This window comes from Trinickia soli, from assembly GCF_002879855.1.
Lineage (GTDB): Bacteria > Pseudomonadota > Gammaproteobacteria > Burkholderiales > Burkholderiaceae > Trinickia > Trinickia soli.
The window spans coordinates 1-17,697 of record NZ_PNYB01000010.1; the positions used below are offsets into that span (position 1 = coordinate 1).

At 61.9% G+C, this 17,697-nt stretch carries 16 protein-coding genes; 10 read left to right on the forward strand and 6 right to left on the reverse strand.

What is annotated here, in order from left to right; translation table 11 throughout:
- Nucleotides 1-641 precede the first annotated feature (641 nt).
- The 5 genes from C0Z19_RS13290 (at nt 642) to C0Z19_RS13310 (ending at nt 6,181) form a co-directional block, all read left to right on the forward strand.
- Nucleotides 642-1,568, forward strand: coding sequence for a glutaminase (locus tag C0Z19_RS13290; RefSeq protein WP_102610310.1), 927 nt, complete (start codon nt 642-644; stop codon nt 1,566-1,568).
- Between the two features lie 136 nt (nt 1,569-1,704).
- A complete protein-coding gene (locus tag C0Z19_RS13295) occupies nt 1,705-2,079 on the forward strand; it encodes a VOC family protein (protein ID WP_102610311.1) in 375 nt (124 codons plus the stop codon).
- Nucleotides 2,080-2,396: 317 nt separating this feature from the next.
- Entirely contained in the window at nt 2,397-3,863 is a 1,467-nt protein-coding gene (locus C0Z19_RS13300) for an NfeD family protein (RefSeq protein WP_175083995.1), read from the forward strand.
- Entirely contained in the window at nt 3,860-4,615 is a 756-nt protein-coding gene (locus C0Z19_RS13305; protein WP_102610313.1) for a slipin family protein, read from the forward strand. Before C0Z19_RS13300 ends, C0Z19_RS13305 begins: the two co-directional genes overlap by 4 nt.
- A gap of 264 nt (nt 4,616-4,879) precedes the next feature.
- Entirely contained in the window at nt 4,880-6,181 is a 1,302-nt protein-coding gene (locus tag C0Z19_RS13310) for an NCS2 family permease (protein WP_102610465.1), read from the forward strand.
- Nucleotides 6,182-6,298: 117 nt separating this feature from the next.
- On the opposite strand, the gene C0Z19_RS13315 is transcribed toward C0Z19_RS13310, so the two are convergent.
- A complete protein-coding gene (locus C0Z19_RS13315; protein WP_102610314.1) occupies nt 6,299-6,589 on the reverse strand; it encodes a DUF1488 family protein in 291 nt (96 codons plus the stop codon).
- A gap of 284 nt (nt 6,590-6,873) precedes the next feature.
- Between C0Z19_RS13315 and C0Z19_RS13320 the strand changes: the two genes are divergently transcribed.
- The 5 genes from C0Z19_RS13320 (at nt 6,874) to purU (ending at nt 11,813) form a co-directional block, all read left to right on the forward strand.
- Nucleotides 6,874-7,224, forward strand: a complete 351-nt coding sequence (locus C0Z19_RS13320) for a 2Fe-2S iron-sulfur cluster-binding protein (protein WP_102610315.1) — start codon at nt 6,874-6,876, stop codon at nt 7,222-7,224.
- A gap of 28 nt (nt 7,225-7,252) precedes the next feature.
- Nucleotides 7,253-8,500, forward strand: a complete 1,248-nt coding sequence (locus C0Z19_RS13325) for an NAD(P)/FAD-dependent oxidoreductase (protein WP_102610316.1) — start codon at nt 7,253-7,255, stop codon at nt 8,498-8,500.
- A 220-nt stretch (nt 8,501-8,720) separates the two neighbouring features.
- The gene (locus C0Z19_RS13330; protein ID WP_102610317.1) at nt 8,721-9,005 is read left to right on the forward strand and encodes a DUF3331 domain-containing protein; all 285 of its coding nucleotides are present in this window, start codon (nt 8,721-8,723) and stop codon (nt 9,003-9,005) included.
- Between the two features lie 234 nt (nt 9,006-9,239).
- Nucleotides 9,240-10,802: a methyl-accepting chemotaxis protein gene (locus C0Z19_RS13335; RefSeq protein ID WP_102610318.1), complete on the forward strand. Its 1,563-nt coding sequence runs from the start codon at nt 9,240-9,242 to the stop codon at nt 10,800-10,802.
- 132 nt (nt 10,803-10,934) lie between these two features.
- Nucleotides 10,935-11,813: a formyltetrahydrofolate deformylase gene (purU, locus tag C0Z19_RS13340; protein ID WP_102610319.1), complete on the forward strand. Its 879-nt coding sequence runs from the start codon at nt 10,935-10,937 to the stop codon at nt 11,811-11,813.
- A gap of 307 nt (nt 11,814-12,120) precedes the next feature.
- On the opposite strand, the gene C0Z19_RS13345 is transcribed toward purU, so the two are convergent.
- The 5 genes from C0Z19_RS13345 to C0Z19_RS13365 form a co-directional block, all read right to left on the reverse strand.
- Nucleotides 12,121-12,984, reverse strand: coding sequence for a glycine betaine ABC transporter substrate-binding protein (locus C0Z19_RS13345; protein ID WP_102610320.1), 864 nt, complete (start codon nt 12,982-12,984; stop codon nt 12,121-12,123).
- A 211-nt stretch (nt 12,985-13,195) separates the two neighbouring features.
- Entirely contained in the window at nt 13,196-14,347 is a 1,152-nt protein-coding gene (locus tag C0Z19_RS13350; protein WP_102610321.1) for an FAD-binding oxidoreductase, read from the reverse strand.
- Nucleotides 14,348-14,380: 33 nt separating this feature from the next.
- The gene (locus C0Z19_RS13355; protein ID WP_102610322.1) at nt 14,381-15,622 is read right to left on the reverse strand and encodes an aromatic ring-hydroxylating oxygenase subunit alpha; all 1,242 of its coding nucleotides are present in this window, start codon (nt 15,620-15,622) and stop codon (nt 14,381-14,383) included.
- A gap of 103 nt (nt 15,623-15,725) precedes the next feature.
- A complete protein-coding gene (locus C0Z19_RS13360; RefSeq protein WP_102610323.1) occupies nt 15,726-16,511 on the reverse strand; it encodes a drug:proton antiporter in 786 nt (261 codons plus the stop codon).
- Nucleotides 16,508-17,692, reverse strand: coding sequence for an electron transfer flavoprotein subunit alpha/FixB family protein (locus tag C0Z19_RS13365; protein ID WP_102610324.1), 1,185 nt, complete (start codon nt 17,690-17,692; stop codon nt 16,508-16,510). Before C0Z19_RS13365 ends, C0Z19_RS13360 begins: the two co-directional genes overlap by 4 nt.
- Nucleotides 17,693-17,697: the final 5 nt, after the last annotated feature.

Genomic DNA, 17,697 nt, shown 5'->3' on the forward strand with positions numbered 1-17,697 from the left:
CCCTACCTCAATACTAGTGTGAGACTTGATACTTTCGCTATCGGCCAGATCCGAAGACCCAACCTCGCGTTCGCCATCAAGCGCCCACACTTATCGGCTGTAAATTTTTAAAGATCGCGTCGCCTGACCGCCGGCAGCACCTGAAGAACCTTCCCTTCCAGTACCGCCCGTCTTGCGTTGCTGCGTCAGCAGCAGAGAAACGAGATTATGCAGAGTGTTTCGCATCGCGTCAACTGTTTTTTTAGCGTCGCCTGCATCTGACTGCTATCAAAACATTGCCGCCGAAGCCTCGCGCAAACCGCCGCGCAACAAGCCCCCTGCTTCCTTCCCGCTTCCTTCCAACTTCTTCGCGCCGTCATCAGCACCGCGCGAAAGGGCGCAATTCTAGGCGCGTTCATCTCGGACTGCAAGAGAAAAGTTCTCGCGCGCTCACATGCCGCCATCACCCATCTACAGCACCATCGACGCCGGGGCGTCGCGCTTGACGACGACACCCGCTTGCGGGTTCCATACGGGCTCGACGCAGGGGCTCGACGCGATTTGCGCTTATCGTGGACACACGCGACAGATATGCGCAGCAGGCACGCGCGTGTCGGAGCGGTCACGGCTCTTGCAGAGCTATCGAACAATCAGAACACCCAATGAAACATCAGCCGGACTACGCGCTCATCCTCGAGCAGATCTATCGCGACATCGAACCCTGGCGGAACAAGGGCCGCGTCGCCAATTACATACCCGAGCTCGCCAAAGTGCCGGCAGAGCGCTTCGGTATGGCCGTCGTCACCCTCGACGGTCAGGCGTTTACCGTCGGCGACGCGTACGAGCGGTTCTCGATACAAAGCATCTCGAAGCTCTTTGCCTGCACCCTCGCTTTTCAATTGCTGGGCGACGAGTTGTGGCAACGCGTCGGGCGCGAACCGTCGGGCACCGCGTTCAATTCACTCGTTCAACTCGAAACCGAACGGGGACTACCGCGCAACCCGTTCATCAATGCGGGCGCCCTGGTTGTCACCGATGTGCTCTGCCGACGCTTCGTGCGCGCAGAAACCGCACTCGTGGAATTCGTGCGGCGCCTGTCCGGCGCATCGGATATCGATTACAACTCGCGCGTCGCGCAATCGGAGCTCCAGCACGCGGAGCGCAATCGCGCAATGGCACACTTCATTGCCAGCTTTGGGAATCTGCAGATGCCCCCCGAAGCCGTCGTCGACGCATATTGCCGTCAGTGCGCAATCGAAATGAACTGCGTCGAGCTCGCCCGCGCCGCCCTCTTCCTCGCCAACGGCGGCATCTCGCCGGCGACGCAGGACCACATCCTCGACCCAAGTTCCGCCAAGCGTCTGTCGGCCCTCATGCTCACTTGCGGAACCTACGACGCCGCCGGCGACTTCGTCTTTCGGGTAGGCCTGCCGGCGAAAAGCGGGGTGGGCGGCGGCGTACTGGCGGTGCTGCCCGGAGAAATGGCCGTCTGCGTTTGGTCGCCGGGACTCGATGCGAACGGCAACTCGCTCGCGGGCACTCTGTCGCTCGAATGGTTGACCACGCTGACCAGGCGCTCGATCTTTTAGTGTCGCGAAACCGCGCAAAGCCGGACCGCGGCGTACGCTACGTCACAATCGAAATACATATCCCTGTGTGCGTCACGTTAAAGAATGAATAGTTATGCAAATCCGTAGAAGCTGATTCATAAAATCAGGAGAACATATGTTCGACCATGTCAAATTTGGCGTCAGCAACTATGCAGAGAGCAAAGCGTTCTTTCTCAAAGCACTCACACCGCTCGGCGTAGCCGTCGTCGGGGAAGGATCGCCAACCTATGGCGTCGAACTCAGCGCAAAGGGTACGGCTTCACTGTGCTTGTACGAAGCCGCCGAGAAGCCGGCGCACCTTCACCTGGCGTTTGCCGCAGAAAATCGCCGGCAAGTCGAAGATTTCTATCGCGCGGCCCTCGATGCGGGCGGCAAGGATAATGGCGCGCCTGGCCTGCGCCCGCACTATCACGCCAATTACTATGCAGCGTTCGTCATTGGTCCTGACGGCCACAACATCGAAGTGGTTTGCCATACGCCCGAAGCCTGACCTTGAACGTGCGGTGCGCAAGGCAACCTTGGCGCAACCGGGCTCCGAGATAGCGAACAAGCGCCTCGGATTCTCGAGCGGATGCGGCGCGTCGGGCGTCACCCTTGACGACGATTCCTGTGGCAAACGCGCCCAATCCCGCACTCCGGCGCTTTTTGCGGTTAGCGGATGGGCGAGATTCATCCTAATCTTTAAGCGTCAGGGCGGACCTTCCGCCGGCGGCGGCGCATTCCAAGCGTCGGCTGAAAACGATGAAGACCCATCCGTTGCCGCGAATCGCGTCGACTCTCCATGCACAGCCATGGACCCCACTCCGAATGTGGCTCGCTCGCTGTGCCGCCTTGCGCGCGGCACTGACAGTCGTCGCACTGTCGGTCTGCACAGGCGCTCAAGCGGCACCTGATGCCGCATCGGTCAGGGCAGGACGCCCCGCAACTTCCTCAAACAGCACCGAAATCGTCGTCATACCGGTAGCCGGCGCGATCGGCCCGGCGAGCGCCGATTTCATTACGCGGTCCCTTGCGCGCGCCGCTGCCGAGCGCGCCCAACTGGCTGTCATCGAACTCGATACGCCGGGCGGGCTCGATACGTCGATGCGCCAGATCATCAAGGCGATACTGGCGTCCCCCGTGCCGGTCGCTGCTTTCATCGCACCGGGCGGCGCCCGCGCGGCCAGCGCCGGCACCTATATCGTCTACGCCTGTCATATCGCGGCGATGGCGCCCGGCACGAACCTCGGCGCCGCAACGCCGATCCAGATCGGCGCACCCGGTATGGCCGCGCCATCGAGCAAACCGGCCGGTACCCGCGAGAAAGGCGCATCCGCGCCGCTCGCCACCGATTCTCAGTCGACCGAAACCCGCAAGCAAATCGATGACGCCGCCGCCTATATCCGGGGGCTGGCGCAATTGCGCGGCCGCAACGCCGAATGGGCCGAGCGCGCCGTGCGCGAAGCGGTCAGCCTCTCGGCCAATGAAGCGCTTGAACAACATGTGGTCGATTTGACGGCACGCGACGTGCCCGATCTGCTCGTCAAGCTCGACGGCCGGACTATCGAGACCGCCAGTGGCGTACATACACTTAACACGGCACATGCCGCCCTCGTGACATTCGAGCCCGACTGGCGCAGCCACGTCCTGGCCGTCGTGACCGATCCGAACGTGGCGTTGATCCTTCTGACGATCGGCATGTACGGGCTGTTTTTCGAATTCGCCAATCCAGGCTTCGTGCTCCCCGGCGTTACAGGCGCCATTTGTCTCCTGATCGGTCTTTTCGCGCTGCAACTTTTGCCGATCAGCTATACCGGCCTTGCGCTGATCTTTCTCGGCATCGCCTTTCTGATCGCAGAAGCGTTCCTGCCCACATTCGGCACGCTCGGCTTCGGCGGCATCATCGCGTTCGCCGCCGGCGCACTCATGCTGATCGATACCGACGCGCCCGGCTATGGCGTGCCGCTGTCATTGATCGCAGCGCTCTCGGCGGCGGGAGCCGTGTTCGTATTATTCGTGTCGAGCTTCGCTTATCGCGCGCAGCGACGGCCGATCGTAACAGGCAGCGAAGCCATGGTGGGCAGTGTCGGCGAAATCATCGACACCGCCCTTGCCCCAGCCGACGACCTGCCGGGCAGCGCGCCCGTCGGTTGGGCGCGCGTGCGCGGCGAACGTTGGCGCGTTACCGCGGCGACGCCGCTCGCCGCCGGCGCACGCGTGCGGGTCACCGGTCGGCACGGGTTGACGCTCGACGTCGTGTCGGCAGAAGAACCACAACAAGGAGTGTCGCCATGATTGGATTCACCTTCGGTTTCAGCACGTTGCTGCTCCTGATCGCGCTCGCCATCATCGCGTCGTCGATCCGCATTTTTCGCGAGTACGAGCGCGGCGTCGTCTTCATGCTCGGGCGCTTCTGGAAAGTGAAAGGACCGGGGCTGGTTCTGATCGTGCCTGTCGTTCAGCAAGTCGTACGGATGGATCTCCGAACGATCGTATTGGACGTCCCACCGCAAGACGTCATCACGCGCGACAACGTTTCGGTCAAAGTCAGCGCGGTCGTCTATTTTCGCGTCGTCGATCCTGAAAGGGCCGTGATACAGGTCGCCAAATTCATGGAGGCCACAAGCCAGCTGTCGCAAACGACACTGCGCGCCGTGCTCGGCAAGCACGAGCTCGACGCGCTGCTCGCCGAACGAGAGCAATTGAACGCGGACATTCAAAAAACGCTCGACAGCCAAACGGACGCATGGGGCGTCAAGGTATCGACCGTCGAGATCAAGCACGTCGACATCAACGAGTCGATGATCCGCGCCATCGCCCGCCAGGCCGAAGCCGAACGCGAACGACGCGCCAAGGTCATCCATGCCGACGGCGAGCTGCAGGCTTCGCAGAAGCTGCTCGAAGCAGCGCAGACGCTCGCGCACGAGCCGCAGGCGATGCAACTGCGCTATCTGCAAACGCTGACGACGATCGCCGCCGACAAAAATTCGACCATCGTCTTCCCGCTTCCGATCGACTTGCTCACCACCTTGCTCAATCGTCGTTGACCGGCATTCGCCGGCGCCTTTCGCCGTCTATGCCACGGCAGAACGCTTGCGCGGCTTGCGACCTTTGGCGGACGCTGGCATCCGCCAAAGGTCGCTATTAAACTGTGCGGCCGGTTTCCGGATCGAGGCTGCGTACCGTGATGGGTCGCAACCGCATCCGGCTGGTTCAAGTTGCATCAGTTGCGACATAAACGCTGCTGCGCCCCCCCGACCGACGGGACAAATACGAACGATCCTATGGAACAAACCAAAGCACCTACTGTGTTGGCATCGGCAATACGCTACTTCGGCTTCGAAGAAGCAGGCACGGATTTGCGCACGGAAATATTGGCCGGCGTCACGACATTTCTGACGATGGCCTATATCATCTTCGTCAATCCTGCGATCCTCGGCGATGCGGGCATGCCGAAAGACGCGGTCTTCGTCGCCACCTGTCTCGTGGCCGCGATCGCCACGCTGATCATGGGCCTGTACGCGAACTACCCGATCGCATGCGCACCCGGCATGGGCTTGAACGCCTATTTCGCTTACACCGTGGTCAAGGGCATGGGCTATACGTGGGAAGCGGCGCTCGGCGCCGTCTTCGTTTCCGGGTGTTTGTTCCTGCTCGTCACGCTGCTGCGCGTGCGCGAAATGATCGTCAACGGCATACCGCGGTCGATCCGCGTCGCAATCACGGCCGGCATCGGGCTTTTCCTGGCGATCATTTCGCTGAAAACCGCAGGAATCGTCGTCGGCAACCCCGCTACGCTCGTCACGCTCGGCGATCTGCACAAGCCCGAGGTGATTCTCGCGACGATCGGCTTCTTCGCCATCGTGACGCTCGACTTTCTGCGCGTCCGCGGCGCGATCCTGATCGGCATTCTCGGCGTGACGGTGCTGTCGTTTTTCTTCGGCGGCAATCAATTCCACGGCGTCATTTCCACCCCGCCATCCATTAGCCCGACGCTGTTTCATCTCGACATCCGCGCCGCGCTATCCACCGGCATCATCAACGTCGTGCTCGTGTTCTTTCTCGTCGAATTGTTCGACGCCACCGGCACGCTGATGGGCGTCGCCAATCGCGCCGGGCTGCTCGTCGAAGGCAAGATGGATCGCTTGAACAAGGCGCTGCTGGCCGACAGTTCGGCAATCGTTGCGGGCTCGCTGCTCGGCACGTCGTCGACGACGGCCTACATCGAAAGCGCTTCGGGCGTGCAAGCCGGCGGGCGCACAGGCGTGACGGCGATCACTGTCGCCATTCTGTTTCTTGCATGCCTGTTCTTTTCGCCGCTGGCTGGCGTCGTGCCCGGCTACGCCACGGCACCGGCGCTACTGTATGTGTCATGTCTGATGCTGCGCGAACTGGCCGATCTGCCGTGGGACGATGCGACCGAAGTCGTGCCGGCTGCGCTTACCGCGCTGGCGATGCCGTTCACCTATTCGATCGCCAACGGCGTCGCATTCGGTTTCATCACCTATGCGGGGCTGAAGTTGCTGACAGGACGTGCGCGGCAGGTCAAGGCCATCGTATGGATCATCGCGGCCATCTTCCTGTTCCGCTTCTTCTATCTGGGCAGCGAATAAACAGCCACGGCATTATCCGGCAGCACGATCGCCGGGAGGACGCGCAGCTTCACACCGCTGCGGCGTGGCAGCGGACCTTGCGCTTTGAAAGCCCGGAAGCGAGACGGCGCCGGTCGCTTACGCGCGAGCGTTCGCTTCGTAGAAGCGAACGTAGCCGCTGCGCAGCATCGCGCATTGCCCGCCTGTCTCCGATAGCAACCGCCGAGTCGCGGCTTCGATGCGCGGACGATGCGCGTCGAAGGCGCCGACCATGTCCTCGAGCCGCGGAGATGCGGCGCCGAAATGGTCTTCGAGCGCTTCGGCCGTGATGCTGCACCGGATGCGCTCGCCGTTCACGAGCGCGGGAAACGCCACGATCAACTCGCGACCCGAATACTCAGGTGCTTCTTTAGGAAAAGTAATCTGCATAGAATTCGCCTTTGCCGTGACGAACACAAGCCGATGACCGCGCCGGTGGGAGGTGCTTCCTTCTTGCTGGAAGCGCGGGCTGCCGGAGAAGACGGGTCAACGTCTACGCCGATTGCATACACTTTAGGACTTTTGCGCAGACGAGCAAGTTTTCCTTGCAATTTGGCGTAAATCGAGCCTTTTGTCTGACGAAAGACATGCTAATTGCGGAACGACACCCGCACTTGCGTAAGCTCCCTGAAAAAACGGCGCCGGCATTCCGTTTCCTCATATGAGCCTCCGTCATGACCACACCGCCTGAGCTGCGCGCCCCCGTTGTGCACATCGAACCGCACGGCTACGCGTTCGACGCACCGGCCTCGTTGTCGATACTCGAAGCAGCGGCTTTCGCGCATGTCCGGCTGCCGCGATCATGCCGCAACGGCACCTGCCGCACTTGTCTGTGCAAGGTCGTTGCGGGACGCGTCAGCTACCGGGTTGAATGGCCCGGTCTCAGCCGCGAAGAAAAAGATGAAGGATGGATCCTGCCTTGCGTCGCCATTGCCGAGACCGATCTCGTCCTGACAGCACCGGAGGCAGAGCCGATCGAGCCCTCATCGGCACCGCCACGCAGCGGCAGCGCCCGCCGCTTTTGATTCGTCCAACCAACCGAGGCGCCCTCTCATGGATTTTGACGTCATTGTGCTAGGTGCAGGTATCGTCGGCGTGTCCAGCGCCATCCATTTGCAAGATCGTTCGAGGCGCGTCGCACTGGTCGATTGCCGCGCGCCCGGGGAAGGCACGAGCTTCGGCAACGCCGGGCTGATCGAACGTTCGGGCGTTGTGCCCTACGCATTCCCGCGCAATCTCGGCGCACTCGCTCGCTATGCGCGCAACCAATCGACGGATCTCTACTGGGATTTCAAAGGATTACCCGCCTTCGTCCCGTGGCTCGCCCGCTACTGGCGCGAATCGGCCCCAGAACGGCTGGCTGCGGCGGCGCACGACATGCTCCCGCTGATCCGAGCCTGCGTCGATGAGCATGACGCATTGATCGCACGCGCCGGGGCAGCGGCGAGCGAACTCGTCTGCGACGGCGGATGGATCGAAGCATTTAGGACTCCTGGCGAATTTCACGCTGCCGCGAAACGCGCCAAGGAACTCGCGAGCGCTCAGGGCTTGCGTCTCGATCCGCTCGACGCGGCAGCATTGCACGCTCGCGAGCCCGCACTTTCGAATGTGTTTTGCGCCGGCCTGCATTGGCAAGACCCGAAGAGCGTGACGAATCCGGGCGCACTCACCAAAGCGTATGCGCGCTTGCTCGAAACGATCGGCGGCAAGGTGTTAGTGGGCGACGCCGCGACGGCGCACATGGAAAGCGACGGTTGGATCGTCCAGACGAGCGAAGGTCCGATCAGCGCACGGGAGCTCGTCGTGGCGCTCGGGCCGTGGTCGGACACGATATTCGGGCCGCTGGGCTATCGGATTCCCCTGCGCGCCAAACGCGGGTATCACATGCACTATGAAGCCACGACGGAAACGCCGTTGAACCGCCCGATTCTCGATCGCGAGCAAGGCTACGTCATCGCGCCGATGCAGCAGGGGCTGCGCCTGACCACCGGTGTCGAGATCGCCGCGCGCGAGGCGCCGCCGACCGAAGTGCAACTCAATCGCGCCGAAGCCCATGCTCGTCCGGCGTTCAACCTTGGCCGACGCCTCGATGCCGCGCCATGGATGGGGCTCAGGCCTTGCATGCCGGATATGCGACCGGTCATCGGCAAGGCCGGCCGACATCGGGGGCTCTGGTTCAACTTCGGCCACGCGCACCATGGCCTGACGCTGGGCCCTGTGTCGGGCCGCTTGCTCGCCGAAATGATGGTGGGTCAAACGCCATTCACGAACCCGCAGCCCTACAGCCCTTCCCGCTTTTGACGATGCAACGGTGCCGGCCGCCCGTGCCGGCCACACCTGCCGGCACGCGCCGGCGTGCACCGGCGCACGGCATTGCCATGCCAGTGTGCAAAAAAGTGTGCAAATCAGCGGAAGCGCCTCTCGATTATTTCCTTTTCGAGAATGGTGTTTCTACGGATATGGCGATAGCGAACCTGGCCGGACCCGAATACATTTAGGCAGCTCGGTGCAAGGAGCCGCTATGAGAAACAGAAAGTCTCGCGCCATAGATATAAGCCGCGTCCAAATCGAAATACTCGAACAGTCCGATACCACCCTGATCATTCGCTGGGTTGAGCCCGGGCGCTGCCACTACGGTGAACAGCGCTGGCGCCGCCGCTCGGCCAATTCGTCGGGTACGTGCGTCGTTTCGCGCCGGGCTATTCGCCGCGGCGATGCCGTTTTTCGTCCGGCAGAACGTCCGGCCCCCGCAAATGCGGCAGCCATGATCTCCGTCGAAGCGTTTCTGGCGACAGTCGAGGAATAATTCTAATGAGTTGCCGCGGTTACGCTACGGATTTCAGTACTTGACAATAACCGCAATTACCCTGCTCTGTAGAACGCAATTGCGTGGGGTCCGATGGGATGTCAATTGCGTCCATGTCGCAATTGATCAGGCCGCCGTCGCCTCTTGGCAATAGGTGGCATCCGGCAGTGCCGATATTCCTGTGGTGAGCGCTCGTAGAGCGCGCTTTCTTCAACGCCGCACGCGAATACCGCCATGCCTAAAGCACTCTCGATCCGAGGCGGCCTTGCCGCCACCATAGCCGGCTACACCGCGTTATTGATGCTGGTCATCGCGGGAGCGGTCATTTTGCTGTCCGCCGGCCGGGCCGAGCTTGCCGCCATGTATCAGGACGATACGGCTTCGCTGCTTCATCTGAAGACAAGCTCGGAACGGCTGTTGGTACTGCGCAGCGGATTAGGCGAAGTCGAGCAATTGATCAGTGCGGGGCAGCCTGCGAAAAAGGAAATTGCGCGTTTGCATCAACTGCTGGCGCAAAGCAATGACGAACTTGCTGCCTATCAGCATCTCCACGCCCCCGACGCGGCTGAAAAGAACCTGCTGGAAACATTGCTTGCCCGCCGCCAGGCGCTTTTCGATCAGACGCTGCAGAAGGCGTTATCGCAGTTGGACAGCGACAACATGGTCGATTTTCTCTCGACGCAGCGCGAAGCGTCGCCCGCGACATTCGCGGCCTATCAAGATGCCATTGGAGCATTGGAAAACCTGCAGGTCGCTCGCGAAAAGGCACGGTTCGACGAGGCGAATGCGCGCTTTCATCGCGCGCTGTGGATGTTGGGCGCTGCAGCGGTTATTGCGCTTGTGGTGGGCTTGATCATTCAACGCAGACTGGCCCGCGCCATCGTGACGCCGGTCAATTCGGCAGTCGATCACTTCGATCGAATCTCCAAGGGGGACCTGACGCGCAACGTCGTCGTCGAGCGGGCCAATGAAATGGGCCATTTGTTGAAGCGGCTCGGTCAGATGCAAGAAGGATTGGCGCAAACGGTCGGCCGGGTGCGCACCAGCACCGAGGCGATCATGGGGGACGTGCGTACGATCGCCCACGGCAATATGGAGCTCTCCGACCGAACGGAGCAACAGGCTGCGTCGCTGCAGGAAGCCGCAGCGAGCATCGAGCAGTTGACCGCCACCGTGCGTCAAACCGCGGATAACGCGCGCAGCGCGCGCACGTATGCAGGCAGCGCCGCCGACATTGCCGTAAAAGGCGGCGACGCGATGGCGCGCGTCGTCGCGACGATGGACGCGATTTCGACAAGCTCGACGCAAATTGCGGGCATCGTCGGCGTGATCGAAGGCATCGCATTCCAAACGAACATCCTGGCCCTCAATGCAGCCGTCGAAGCAGCGCGCGCGGGGGAAAACGGACGCGGGTTCGCCGTCGTCGCGGCCGAGGTGCGCAATCTCGCACAGCGCTCGGCGGCCGCGGCAAAGGAAATCAAGACGTTGATCGGCGATTCGACGCAGCGCGTCGATGGCGGTAGCGCAATCGTCGGCGAAGCGGGGACGACGATGCGCGAACTTACCGAGGCGGTTGAACGCGTGCGCACGATCATCGGCGAAATCAGCCTGGCGTCGGAACAACAGTCGATCGGCATCGAGCAGATCAATGCGTCGGTCACGCATATGGAAGAGGCAATGCAGCGCAACGCAGCGCTGGCGGAGGAAGCATCGGCCGCTGCAGCGTCACTCGAAGATCAGAGCCGGCGCCTTGACGAAGCCGTCGCGCGGTTTCAGTTGCCCTCGAACGCGCTCTGACGCCCGGATACCATCGCCACGGCGATTCGGTTCTATCTGCGCGCGTCCCGCCCTGGTCTACTGGTAAGCATCGCTCAGTGGTGCGCAAACGCGCATCACCGCCGCGCTTTCATGGAGACCAGGGCTATTCCTATGTCAACACCGGACCGTTCCCATCAATTCATCCTGACGCTTGCGTGCCCGAGTGCAGCCGGCCAAGTCGCGGCCGTCGTGGCGCTGCTCGACAAGCACCGCGGCTATATCGACGAGCTGACCGTTTTCGACGACGATCTCAGCGAACGCTTTTTTATGCGTTGTGTCTTTCACGGCGCGCGCGAGCACGAAGCACCGCTCGATCTGGATGCGCTGAAAGCCGAATTCACGCCGATTGCAGCCTCATTCCACATGAACTGGGCAATTCACGACGCCCACGTTCGGCCAAAAGTGCTGCTCATGGTGTCCAAACTCGAGCACTGCCTCGCCGATTTGCTGTTCCGCTGGCGCATGGGCGAACTGGCAATGGACATCGTCGGCATCGCCTCGAATCACACGACGCTGGAGCCGATGGCCGTTCAGCACGGCTTGCCCTTCCACTATCTGCCGCTGACGGCCGACACCAAGGCGCGGCAGGAAGCGCGACTGCTCGATCTGTTTGAGACGACGGGCGCCGAACTGATGGTGCTCGCGCGTTATATGCAGATCCTCTCGGAAGAGACGAGCCGCAAGCTTGCGGGGCGCGCGATCAATATCCATCATTCGTTCCTCCCCGGGTTCAAGGGCGCGAAGCCTTATCACCAGGCGCATGCGCGCGGGGTGAAGCTTATCGGGGCGACCGCGCACTTCGTGACCGACGATCTCGATGAAGGCCCGATCATCGAGCAAGCGGTCGAGCGCGTCGATCATTCGCATAGCCCGGAAAGGCTGCTCGCGGTGGGGCGTGACGTCGAGTGCATCACGCTTGCCAGGGCGGTGAAGGCGTTTATCGAACGGCGTGTGTTTATCAATGGGGAGCGGACGGTGGTGTTGCAGTAAGTGCGTCCTTCCCCGGAGCGTCGGCACCGCATAGGGAGCGCACCATCTGTCCGGCATCCCGGCTGATAGACGGTGCGCCTGATCCTGTTTCCAACGACCCTGTTCACCTCGCCCGGCGTTGTTCGCCGCGCGATATAAATTCGTTGCTCGAAAATATTCAGATGTCCCGCTAATCGGGAAGCCAAGCCCTCCCTAAAGCATTCTGCAAGGGATTTTCACGCTGATTTCGGGCTAAAAAAAAGCGGGATACACGGGCCCTTCGGCCCGCGTACCCCGCACAGGGACACCCAATTCTTACGATTACTGATTACTTGATATCGGCCACCCAACTCGAAACCCGGTCCGGGTGCGCCGACACCCAAGCCTTTGCCGCTTCTTCGGGCTTCGTGCCGTTCTGCGCCGCGAGCATCACACCGTCGATCTCACCCGGCTTCCATTGAAACTTCTTCAAAAATTCCACCACTTGTGGCGCCTTTTTATCGAGTTCCGGATTGATCACATTATCGACATGTTCGGCGCCGCCAAATACTTTCTTGGGATCCTCGAGGAACTTGAGCTTCCACTTCGCGAACATCCAATGCGGCGCCCATCCCGTCACGACGATCGCCTTGTTCGCATGAATGTCGCGTGCGAGTTCGGCCGTCATCGCACTGCCGGAACTCGGCATCAACTGGTAGCTGAGGTTGTACGCCTTGATCGCGTCGTCGGCCTTCTTCATGACACCTGCGCCCGCATCGATCCCTACGATTCGTCCGTCAAACGCTGTCTTCTGCCCTTCGAGATCCGCAATCGTCGTTGCCTTGACGTCAGCGGGCACGACGAGTCCGATCTTGGCGTCGGTGAAGTTCGCGCCCAGATCCTCGACCTTCGATTTGTACTGAGCCCAGTAGGCGCCATGCGTCGCCGGCAACCAGGCCGACAGCGTCGCATCCAGATCGCCGCGGGCGACACCGCCCCACATGACCCCGGCCGCCACCGGTACGAGCTTGACCGGATACCCGAGCTTCGTCTCGATCACCTGCGCAGCAACGTTTGAAGTGGCAACGCTGTCGTCCCACCCTTCGACGTAGCCGATTTTGATCGTAGGTTTGCCGTCTGCCAGCGCCGGCAGCGCGCTTGCAAGCGCCGCGCCGAACGCAGCGGTCAATATCAACTGTTTGAAAAGCTTCATGATGGTCTCTCCAGGTCGTGCTTCCGCGGCGCGGGGGTTACAGCTCGTCGCTAAAAGCCAGGGGTTCGAACTGGCTTTAGCTTGAACAGCCAATAATCGACAATGAGTGCGTTTTCCGACATGCGTTTGCCCGGGAGCGACCGGAAGCGACCAGAAGCGACCCGGTCCCGATGGCCGCAATGAGCGCGACCATCCGCAACGGCCCGGCTCGCTATTTGTCGACGACAAGATTGCTAAGCGGCTTGCTGCAACAAAGCAGCACCATCCCTTGATCGATCTCGCGCTGACGGATGCCGCCGTTGTGATGCATATCGACCTCTCCCGACACGAGCTTCACCTTACAGGTGCCGCACATGCCCTGGGTACACGACGAAGGCAGACGCAAGCCCGCCCGCTTCGCCGCATCGAGCACATGCTCGTGCGCCCCGCACTCGATATCGCGGCGCGTCTTCGCAAAGGTGACCGAAAAGCGTGCCTGCGCATCGGCCCCACCTGCGTCGGCCGGTTCTGCTGCATCGTCAGTCGCCGCAGCTTGCTCAGCCGGCGACAACGATTCGAACGAAAAGCTTTCTTCGTGATATCGCGTGCGATCGAAACCTGCTTCCTCGAGTAAGTCGCGCACCGCTTTCATATAAGGCGCGGGCCCGCATGTGAAGATCTCGCGCTCCATGAAGTCGGGAGCGATCAAGCGCAGCAGCGGCAACGTCAGAAAACCGGTGATCCCGGGCCAGTTGGTCCGCGCTCCGATTCGTTCGCAGACGAACGACGTCCTGAACCGCTGCTGATTGGCGGCGATGAGATCGAGTTCTCGCGCGAAGATAATGTCGTCCGGCGTACGCGCGCTGTGAACGAAGACGATGTCGCGGTCTTCTCCAAGCTCGTGGTGCGACCGGCTCATCGACATCAAAGGCGTAATGCCCGAGCCGGCCGACAGGAACAGGTACTTGCCCGCCGCATGGCGCGCGCACGTGAATTCCCCCGCCGGCCCCAGCACGCGCACGGAAGCGCCCGGACGCAGGTTGTCGTGCAGCCAGTTCGATACTTTTCCGCCCGGCACCCGCTTGACCGTGATCGATATCGTGTGAGGACGTGTCGGCGCCGACGAAATCGTATAGCAGCGATTGATCGTCTCACCGTCGATGTCCAGTTCGAGCGTGATGAACTGCCCCGGCTCGAACGAGAACGTTCGTCCCTCGCGCGACATGAAGAAAAAGCTCTTCACGTCATGCGTTTCCTGCCGTACCTGGCAGCAGACGAGCGTTTCCTCGATGTCGCTGGTCCAGCGCGCGCCGAGTGCGCTCCAGAATGCGGGCCGCGTGAGGCGGCCGTCTTGCGGCTCGAAAGTTTGCGCGTCTCGCATCATGCTGTGCCTCGTCTCTTGCCTTCCGCCCTATGCTCAGGCGCCCACATGTGCGCCAAGGCGCCGGATATACCAATCGCAGAACTTCTCGACGAGCCCCTCGGTGTACGGCGAATAGGGCCCCGGCTCGTAGGCGCTGCTGCCCGCGCCGCGCTGCGAGAACTCGACGAGCGTGCGGTCTTGCGCGTTGGTCGCATTCCACACGGCCGTCAGGTTCTCGACGTCGTAATCGACGCCCTCCACCGCATCCTTATGAACCAGCCATTTCGTTCGAACCAAGGTCTTGCCGGCCGACAACGGAATCACGGAAAACGTGACGATGTGGTCGCTCATGAAGTGATGCCATGAATTCGGCTGGGTCCAGAACGAAAGCCCGCCCAGATCCGCGCGCTCGAATTCTCCGAGCAGCTTGTTCGACGCCACTTTCCCATCGAGCGTTTGCGATTCGCCGCTTCGGTCGAGCGGAAGCCGCTGCGTACGAAAGCCCGTGACGTCGCTGAGCCGTTCGATTTCAACGGACGGCAGGCTCATCGCCTCCCACTGCGCGGCACGCTCGGTGCAGGTACGCTCGAAAGCGGCCATGCCCTCCGCGTTGGCGGGCGACGGCTGATAGCCGAAGCCATATTCGTAGAGGGAAATCGTCAGCTCGGGATGGTTCGCGACGCAGTGATAGCACTCGCGATTGTTCTCCATCGTCAGCTTCCAGTTGCCTTCTTCGATGATGTCCACCTGCGCCGCGATTTTGCAGTTCGCGAGATCGTGCGGCAGCAGATACGGCTCCATCGCCGCGCGCATCTTCGCAAAATCGACGGGCGGCTCAGGCGCGAGGCAAATGAAGATCAGACCGCCCAGGCTCTCGACATGAACCGACTTCAAGCTATGCTTGCAACGGTCGAACTTCTCGCCCATGTGCTCGGCGAACATCAACGCGCCGCTCAGGTTGTAGGTCCAGCTGTGATAGGGACAGACGATATTGCCTACCGTGCCCCGCTCTTCGTTGCAAAGCCGCGCGCCGCGGTGACGGCAAACGTTGTGGAAGGCCCGAATCGACATATCGTCGTCGCGAACGATCAGCACCGACTCGCCCGCCAGCTCGACCGTCACGTAATCGCCGGGTTCGGGAATATCGGGTTCGACCGCGACGTGAATCCAGTGCTTGCGAAAAATTGCTTCCATGTCGAGCGCGAAGATTTCTTCGCTGACATAAAACGGCGCCTCCAGGCTGTAACCTTGTTTGCGCCGTTCGATGAGCGCGCGAATGTCTGCCGATACGGTCATGTCTGCTCCGGATGCTTGACGTGCTGGTACAGGTGCATAGTGCAAAGTGCGCGTCGAAAAAGCGCTTTACGCGTGGCAAAACCGCCTTGACGACTTCAATACTTCAATAATCGACGAGTCGATGCTCTCGTAAATAGCCCAGGATGGCTTGTGCTTTTTCGACCGAAGTCCCTTCAATTACGACGCTTCCACCACGGCTTTCCGTCGTCGTCGCCGTCAGCATGCGTGCATGCCCGGAACGCTTTTCAGCTGCGGCCAGCTTGATCGGCTTACGTTCGGCCGGCGCGAGCCGCCATGCGTCGGACTGCGCGTCATGCATGGCAGCGACACGCTGCAGCTCGATGGCACCGGCAACGGCGCGCGCATGAGCGTAGCGCGGCGCGACAGGCGCCTGCGGATGGACGGCTACGACGGCGGGCAGCGCCGCGTCGACGCTACGGCGGAACCCCTTCGGCAAGAATTGCGTGATCGACACGCGGCCGCACGCTACGGTCAGGTCAAGCGCCGAATCGACCAACGCGTAGCCGAGCGCGTCCGCCAACCGATACGGCAGCATGCCGGTGTCGTAAGCGCCTTCAGCGCGCGTACCGGTCAGCACGAGCGGCACGCCTTGCAGTCGTCCGGCCAAAAGCGCGGCGGCGTCGTCGCCGTCGCCGCATGGCAGAACCTCGATGCGTGGAGCACCCAACGCCAGGTAATCCGTCAGCGCGAGGTTGCCCGCGTCCCCTGCGTGCAGCACCAGCAGTTCGGCGCCGTGCTGCGCGGCCAGCGTGCGAGCGATTTCGAGCGCCGCCGCGTCGTTGCGGCTGTAGCACGAGACACCGCTCACGCGGTGGTGTCCGACCGAAACCAGCACGGCGATACGATCGATTTTTTCCAATGATTTCATGCCGCCACCCCTTCGCCAACATTCGCGCCGACTGCCGTCGCCGATATGTGCCGAGCCTGCCTCGCCTGACCGACGGCATTCTTCAATGCCGCCATCGTCGCCTGCGTATCGGCAATGACCGTCAGATTCGCGCGCTTGACGATCGGCGCGCTGCCGTCCAGATTGACAGCGATCACGTGCCGGCAGTCTTTGATGCCTTGCAAATGTTGCACGGCGCCCGATATCCCGAAGGCGATGTAGACGCTCGCGTTGACCGTCTTGCCCGTCGCCCCGACCTGCTTGTCGCGCGTGAAATAGCCGTTGTCGACGGCCACGCGGCTCGCGCCGATCGCGGCGCCCAAGGCATCGGCCAATGCTTCGAAGGCAGCGATGTCGGTGACGCCGTTCCCCGCGGAAATGATGAAATCGGCTTCTTCGAGCGCGACTTGTGCGGCACCCAACTGGGTCGTGCCACGGTCTCCGTAACGGGCTCCGTTCGTCGACACCGTCGACGCCGCATCGGCAAAAGATGCGCCGATACGTTCGCCTGCACCGACGAACGGAAGCTTGGCCGATACTGCCTCGGGTCCCAGCAAGATCACGTCCGGCCATGCGCGTGTCGCAAACGAACGCCCGGCATTGGCATAGCAACCGACATGGGCCGCATCGATTTCGACGACGTGCGCCGCAATCGTCGCCCTTGCCTGCGCGGCGTAGCGGCGGCCGAGATCGCCGTCGCCCGTCGCGTTGTCGGGCATCAGAATATGCGCGGGTTTGAATGCCGCCACGCAATCGCGCAGCGCCGCGAGCGCGCGGTCGGGTGCGAACGCCGGCCGGGCCAGAGAAGGCAATTCGATGACCTTGTCCGCACCGAGCGAGGCCGCGTCGTCGGTCAACTCGCCGAAGACGAGCAGAACCACTTCTGTTTTCGCATCGGCGACGATAGCCGCGGCCGCCACCGCCTGGCGCGCATGTTCATCCAGTGCGCCGCGATCGCTATGCGCGGCGACGAGCAGCACACGTGCGCCGGTATCGTAGATCCGCCTCGGTTTCGGCGCCTCTGCGTGCGCATGCTGCCGCGCGGCCAGCATCGCCTCGTCGCTTGCGCCGCCCGCGTATTCGTTGCCGAGCGTGATGCGCTTGAGCCCCGACGCGGCAATGATGAACGGCCGGCGTGGTTCGATTCGTTTGACGGTGTTCATGCGTA

Excerpts from the sequence above, each read along its gene's own strand:
- purU (WP_102610319.1), top strand. The coding sequence starts at position 10,935 with ATGTCAACACCGGACCGTTCCCATCAATTCATCCTGACGCTTGCGTGC.
- C0Z19_RS13365 (WP_102610324.1), bottom strand. The coding sequence starts at position 17,692 with ATGAACACCGTCAAACGAATCGAACCACGCCGGCCGTTCATCATTGCC.
- C0Z19_RS13290 (WP_102610310.1), top strand. The coding sequence starts at position 642 with ATGAAACATCAGCCGGACTACGCGCTCATCCTCGAGCAGATCTATCGC.
- C0Z19_RS13350 (WP_102610321.1), bottom strand. The coding sequence starts at position 14,347 with ATGATGCGAGACGCGCAAACTTTCGAGCCGCAAGACGGCCGCCTCACG.
- C0Z19_RS13305 (WP_102610313.1), top strand. The coding sequence starts at position 3,860 with ATGATTGGATTCACCTTCGGTTTCAGCACGTTGCTGCTCCTGATCGCG.
- C0Z19_RS13335 (WP_102610318.1), top strand. The coding sequence starts at position 9,240 with ATGCCTAAAGCACTCTCGATCCGAGGCGGCCTTGCCGCCACCATAGCC.
- C0Z19_RS13360 (WP_102610323.1), bottom strand. The coding sequence starts at position 16,511 with ATGAAATCATTGGAAAAAATCGATCGTATCGCCGTGCTGGTTTCGGTC.
- C0Z19_RS13300 (WP_175083995.1), top strand. The coding sequence starts at position 2,397 with ATGTGGCTCGCTCGCTGTGCCGCCTTGCGCGCGGCACTGACAGTCGTC.
- C0Z19_RS13345 (WP_102610320.1), bottom strand. The coding sequence starts at position 12,984 with ATGAAGCTTTTCAAACAGTTGATATTGACCGCTGCGTTCGGCGCGGCG.
- C0Z19_RS13320 (WP_102610315.1), top strand. The coding sequence starts at position 6,874 with ATGACCACACCGCCTGAGCTGCGCGCCCCCGTTGTGCACATCGAACCG.
- C0Z19_RS13315 (WP_102610314.1), bottom strand. The coding sequence starts at position 6,589 with ATGCAGATTACTTTTCCTAAAGAAGCACCTGAGTATTCGGGTCGCGAG.
- C0Z19_RS13325 (WP_102610316.1), top strand. The coding sequence starts at position 7,253 with ATGGATTTTGACGTCATTGTGCTAGGTGCAGGTATCGTCGGCGTGTCC.
- C0Z19_RS13355 (WP_102610322.1), bottom strand. The coding sequence starts at position 15,622 with ATGACCGTATCGGCAGACATTCGCGCGCTCATCGAACGGCGCAAACAA.
- C0Z19_RS13295 (WP_102610311.1), top strand. The coding sequence starts at position 1,705 with ATGTTCGACCATGTCAAATTTGGCGTCAGCAACTATGCAGAGAGCAAA.
- C0Z19_RS13330 (WP_102610317.1), top strand. The coding sequence starts at position 8,721 with ATGAGAAACAGAAAGTCTCGCGCCATAGATATAAGCCGCGTCCAAATC.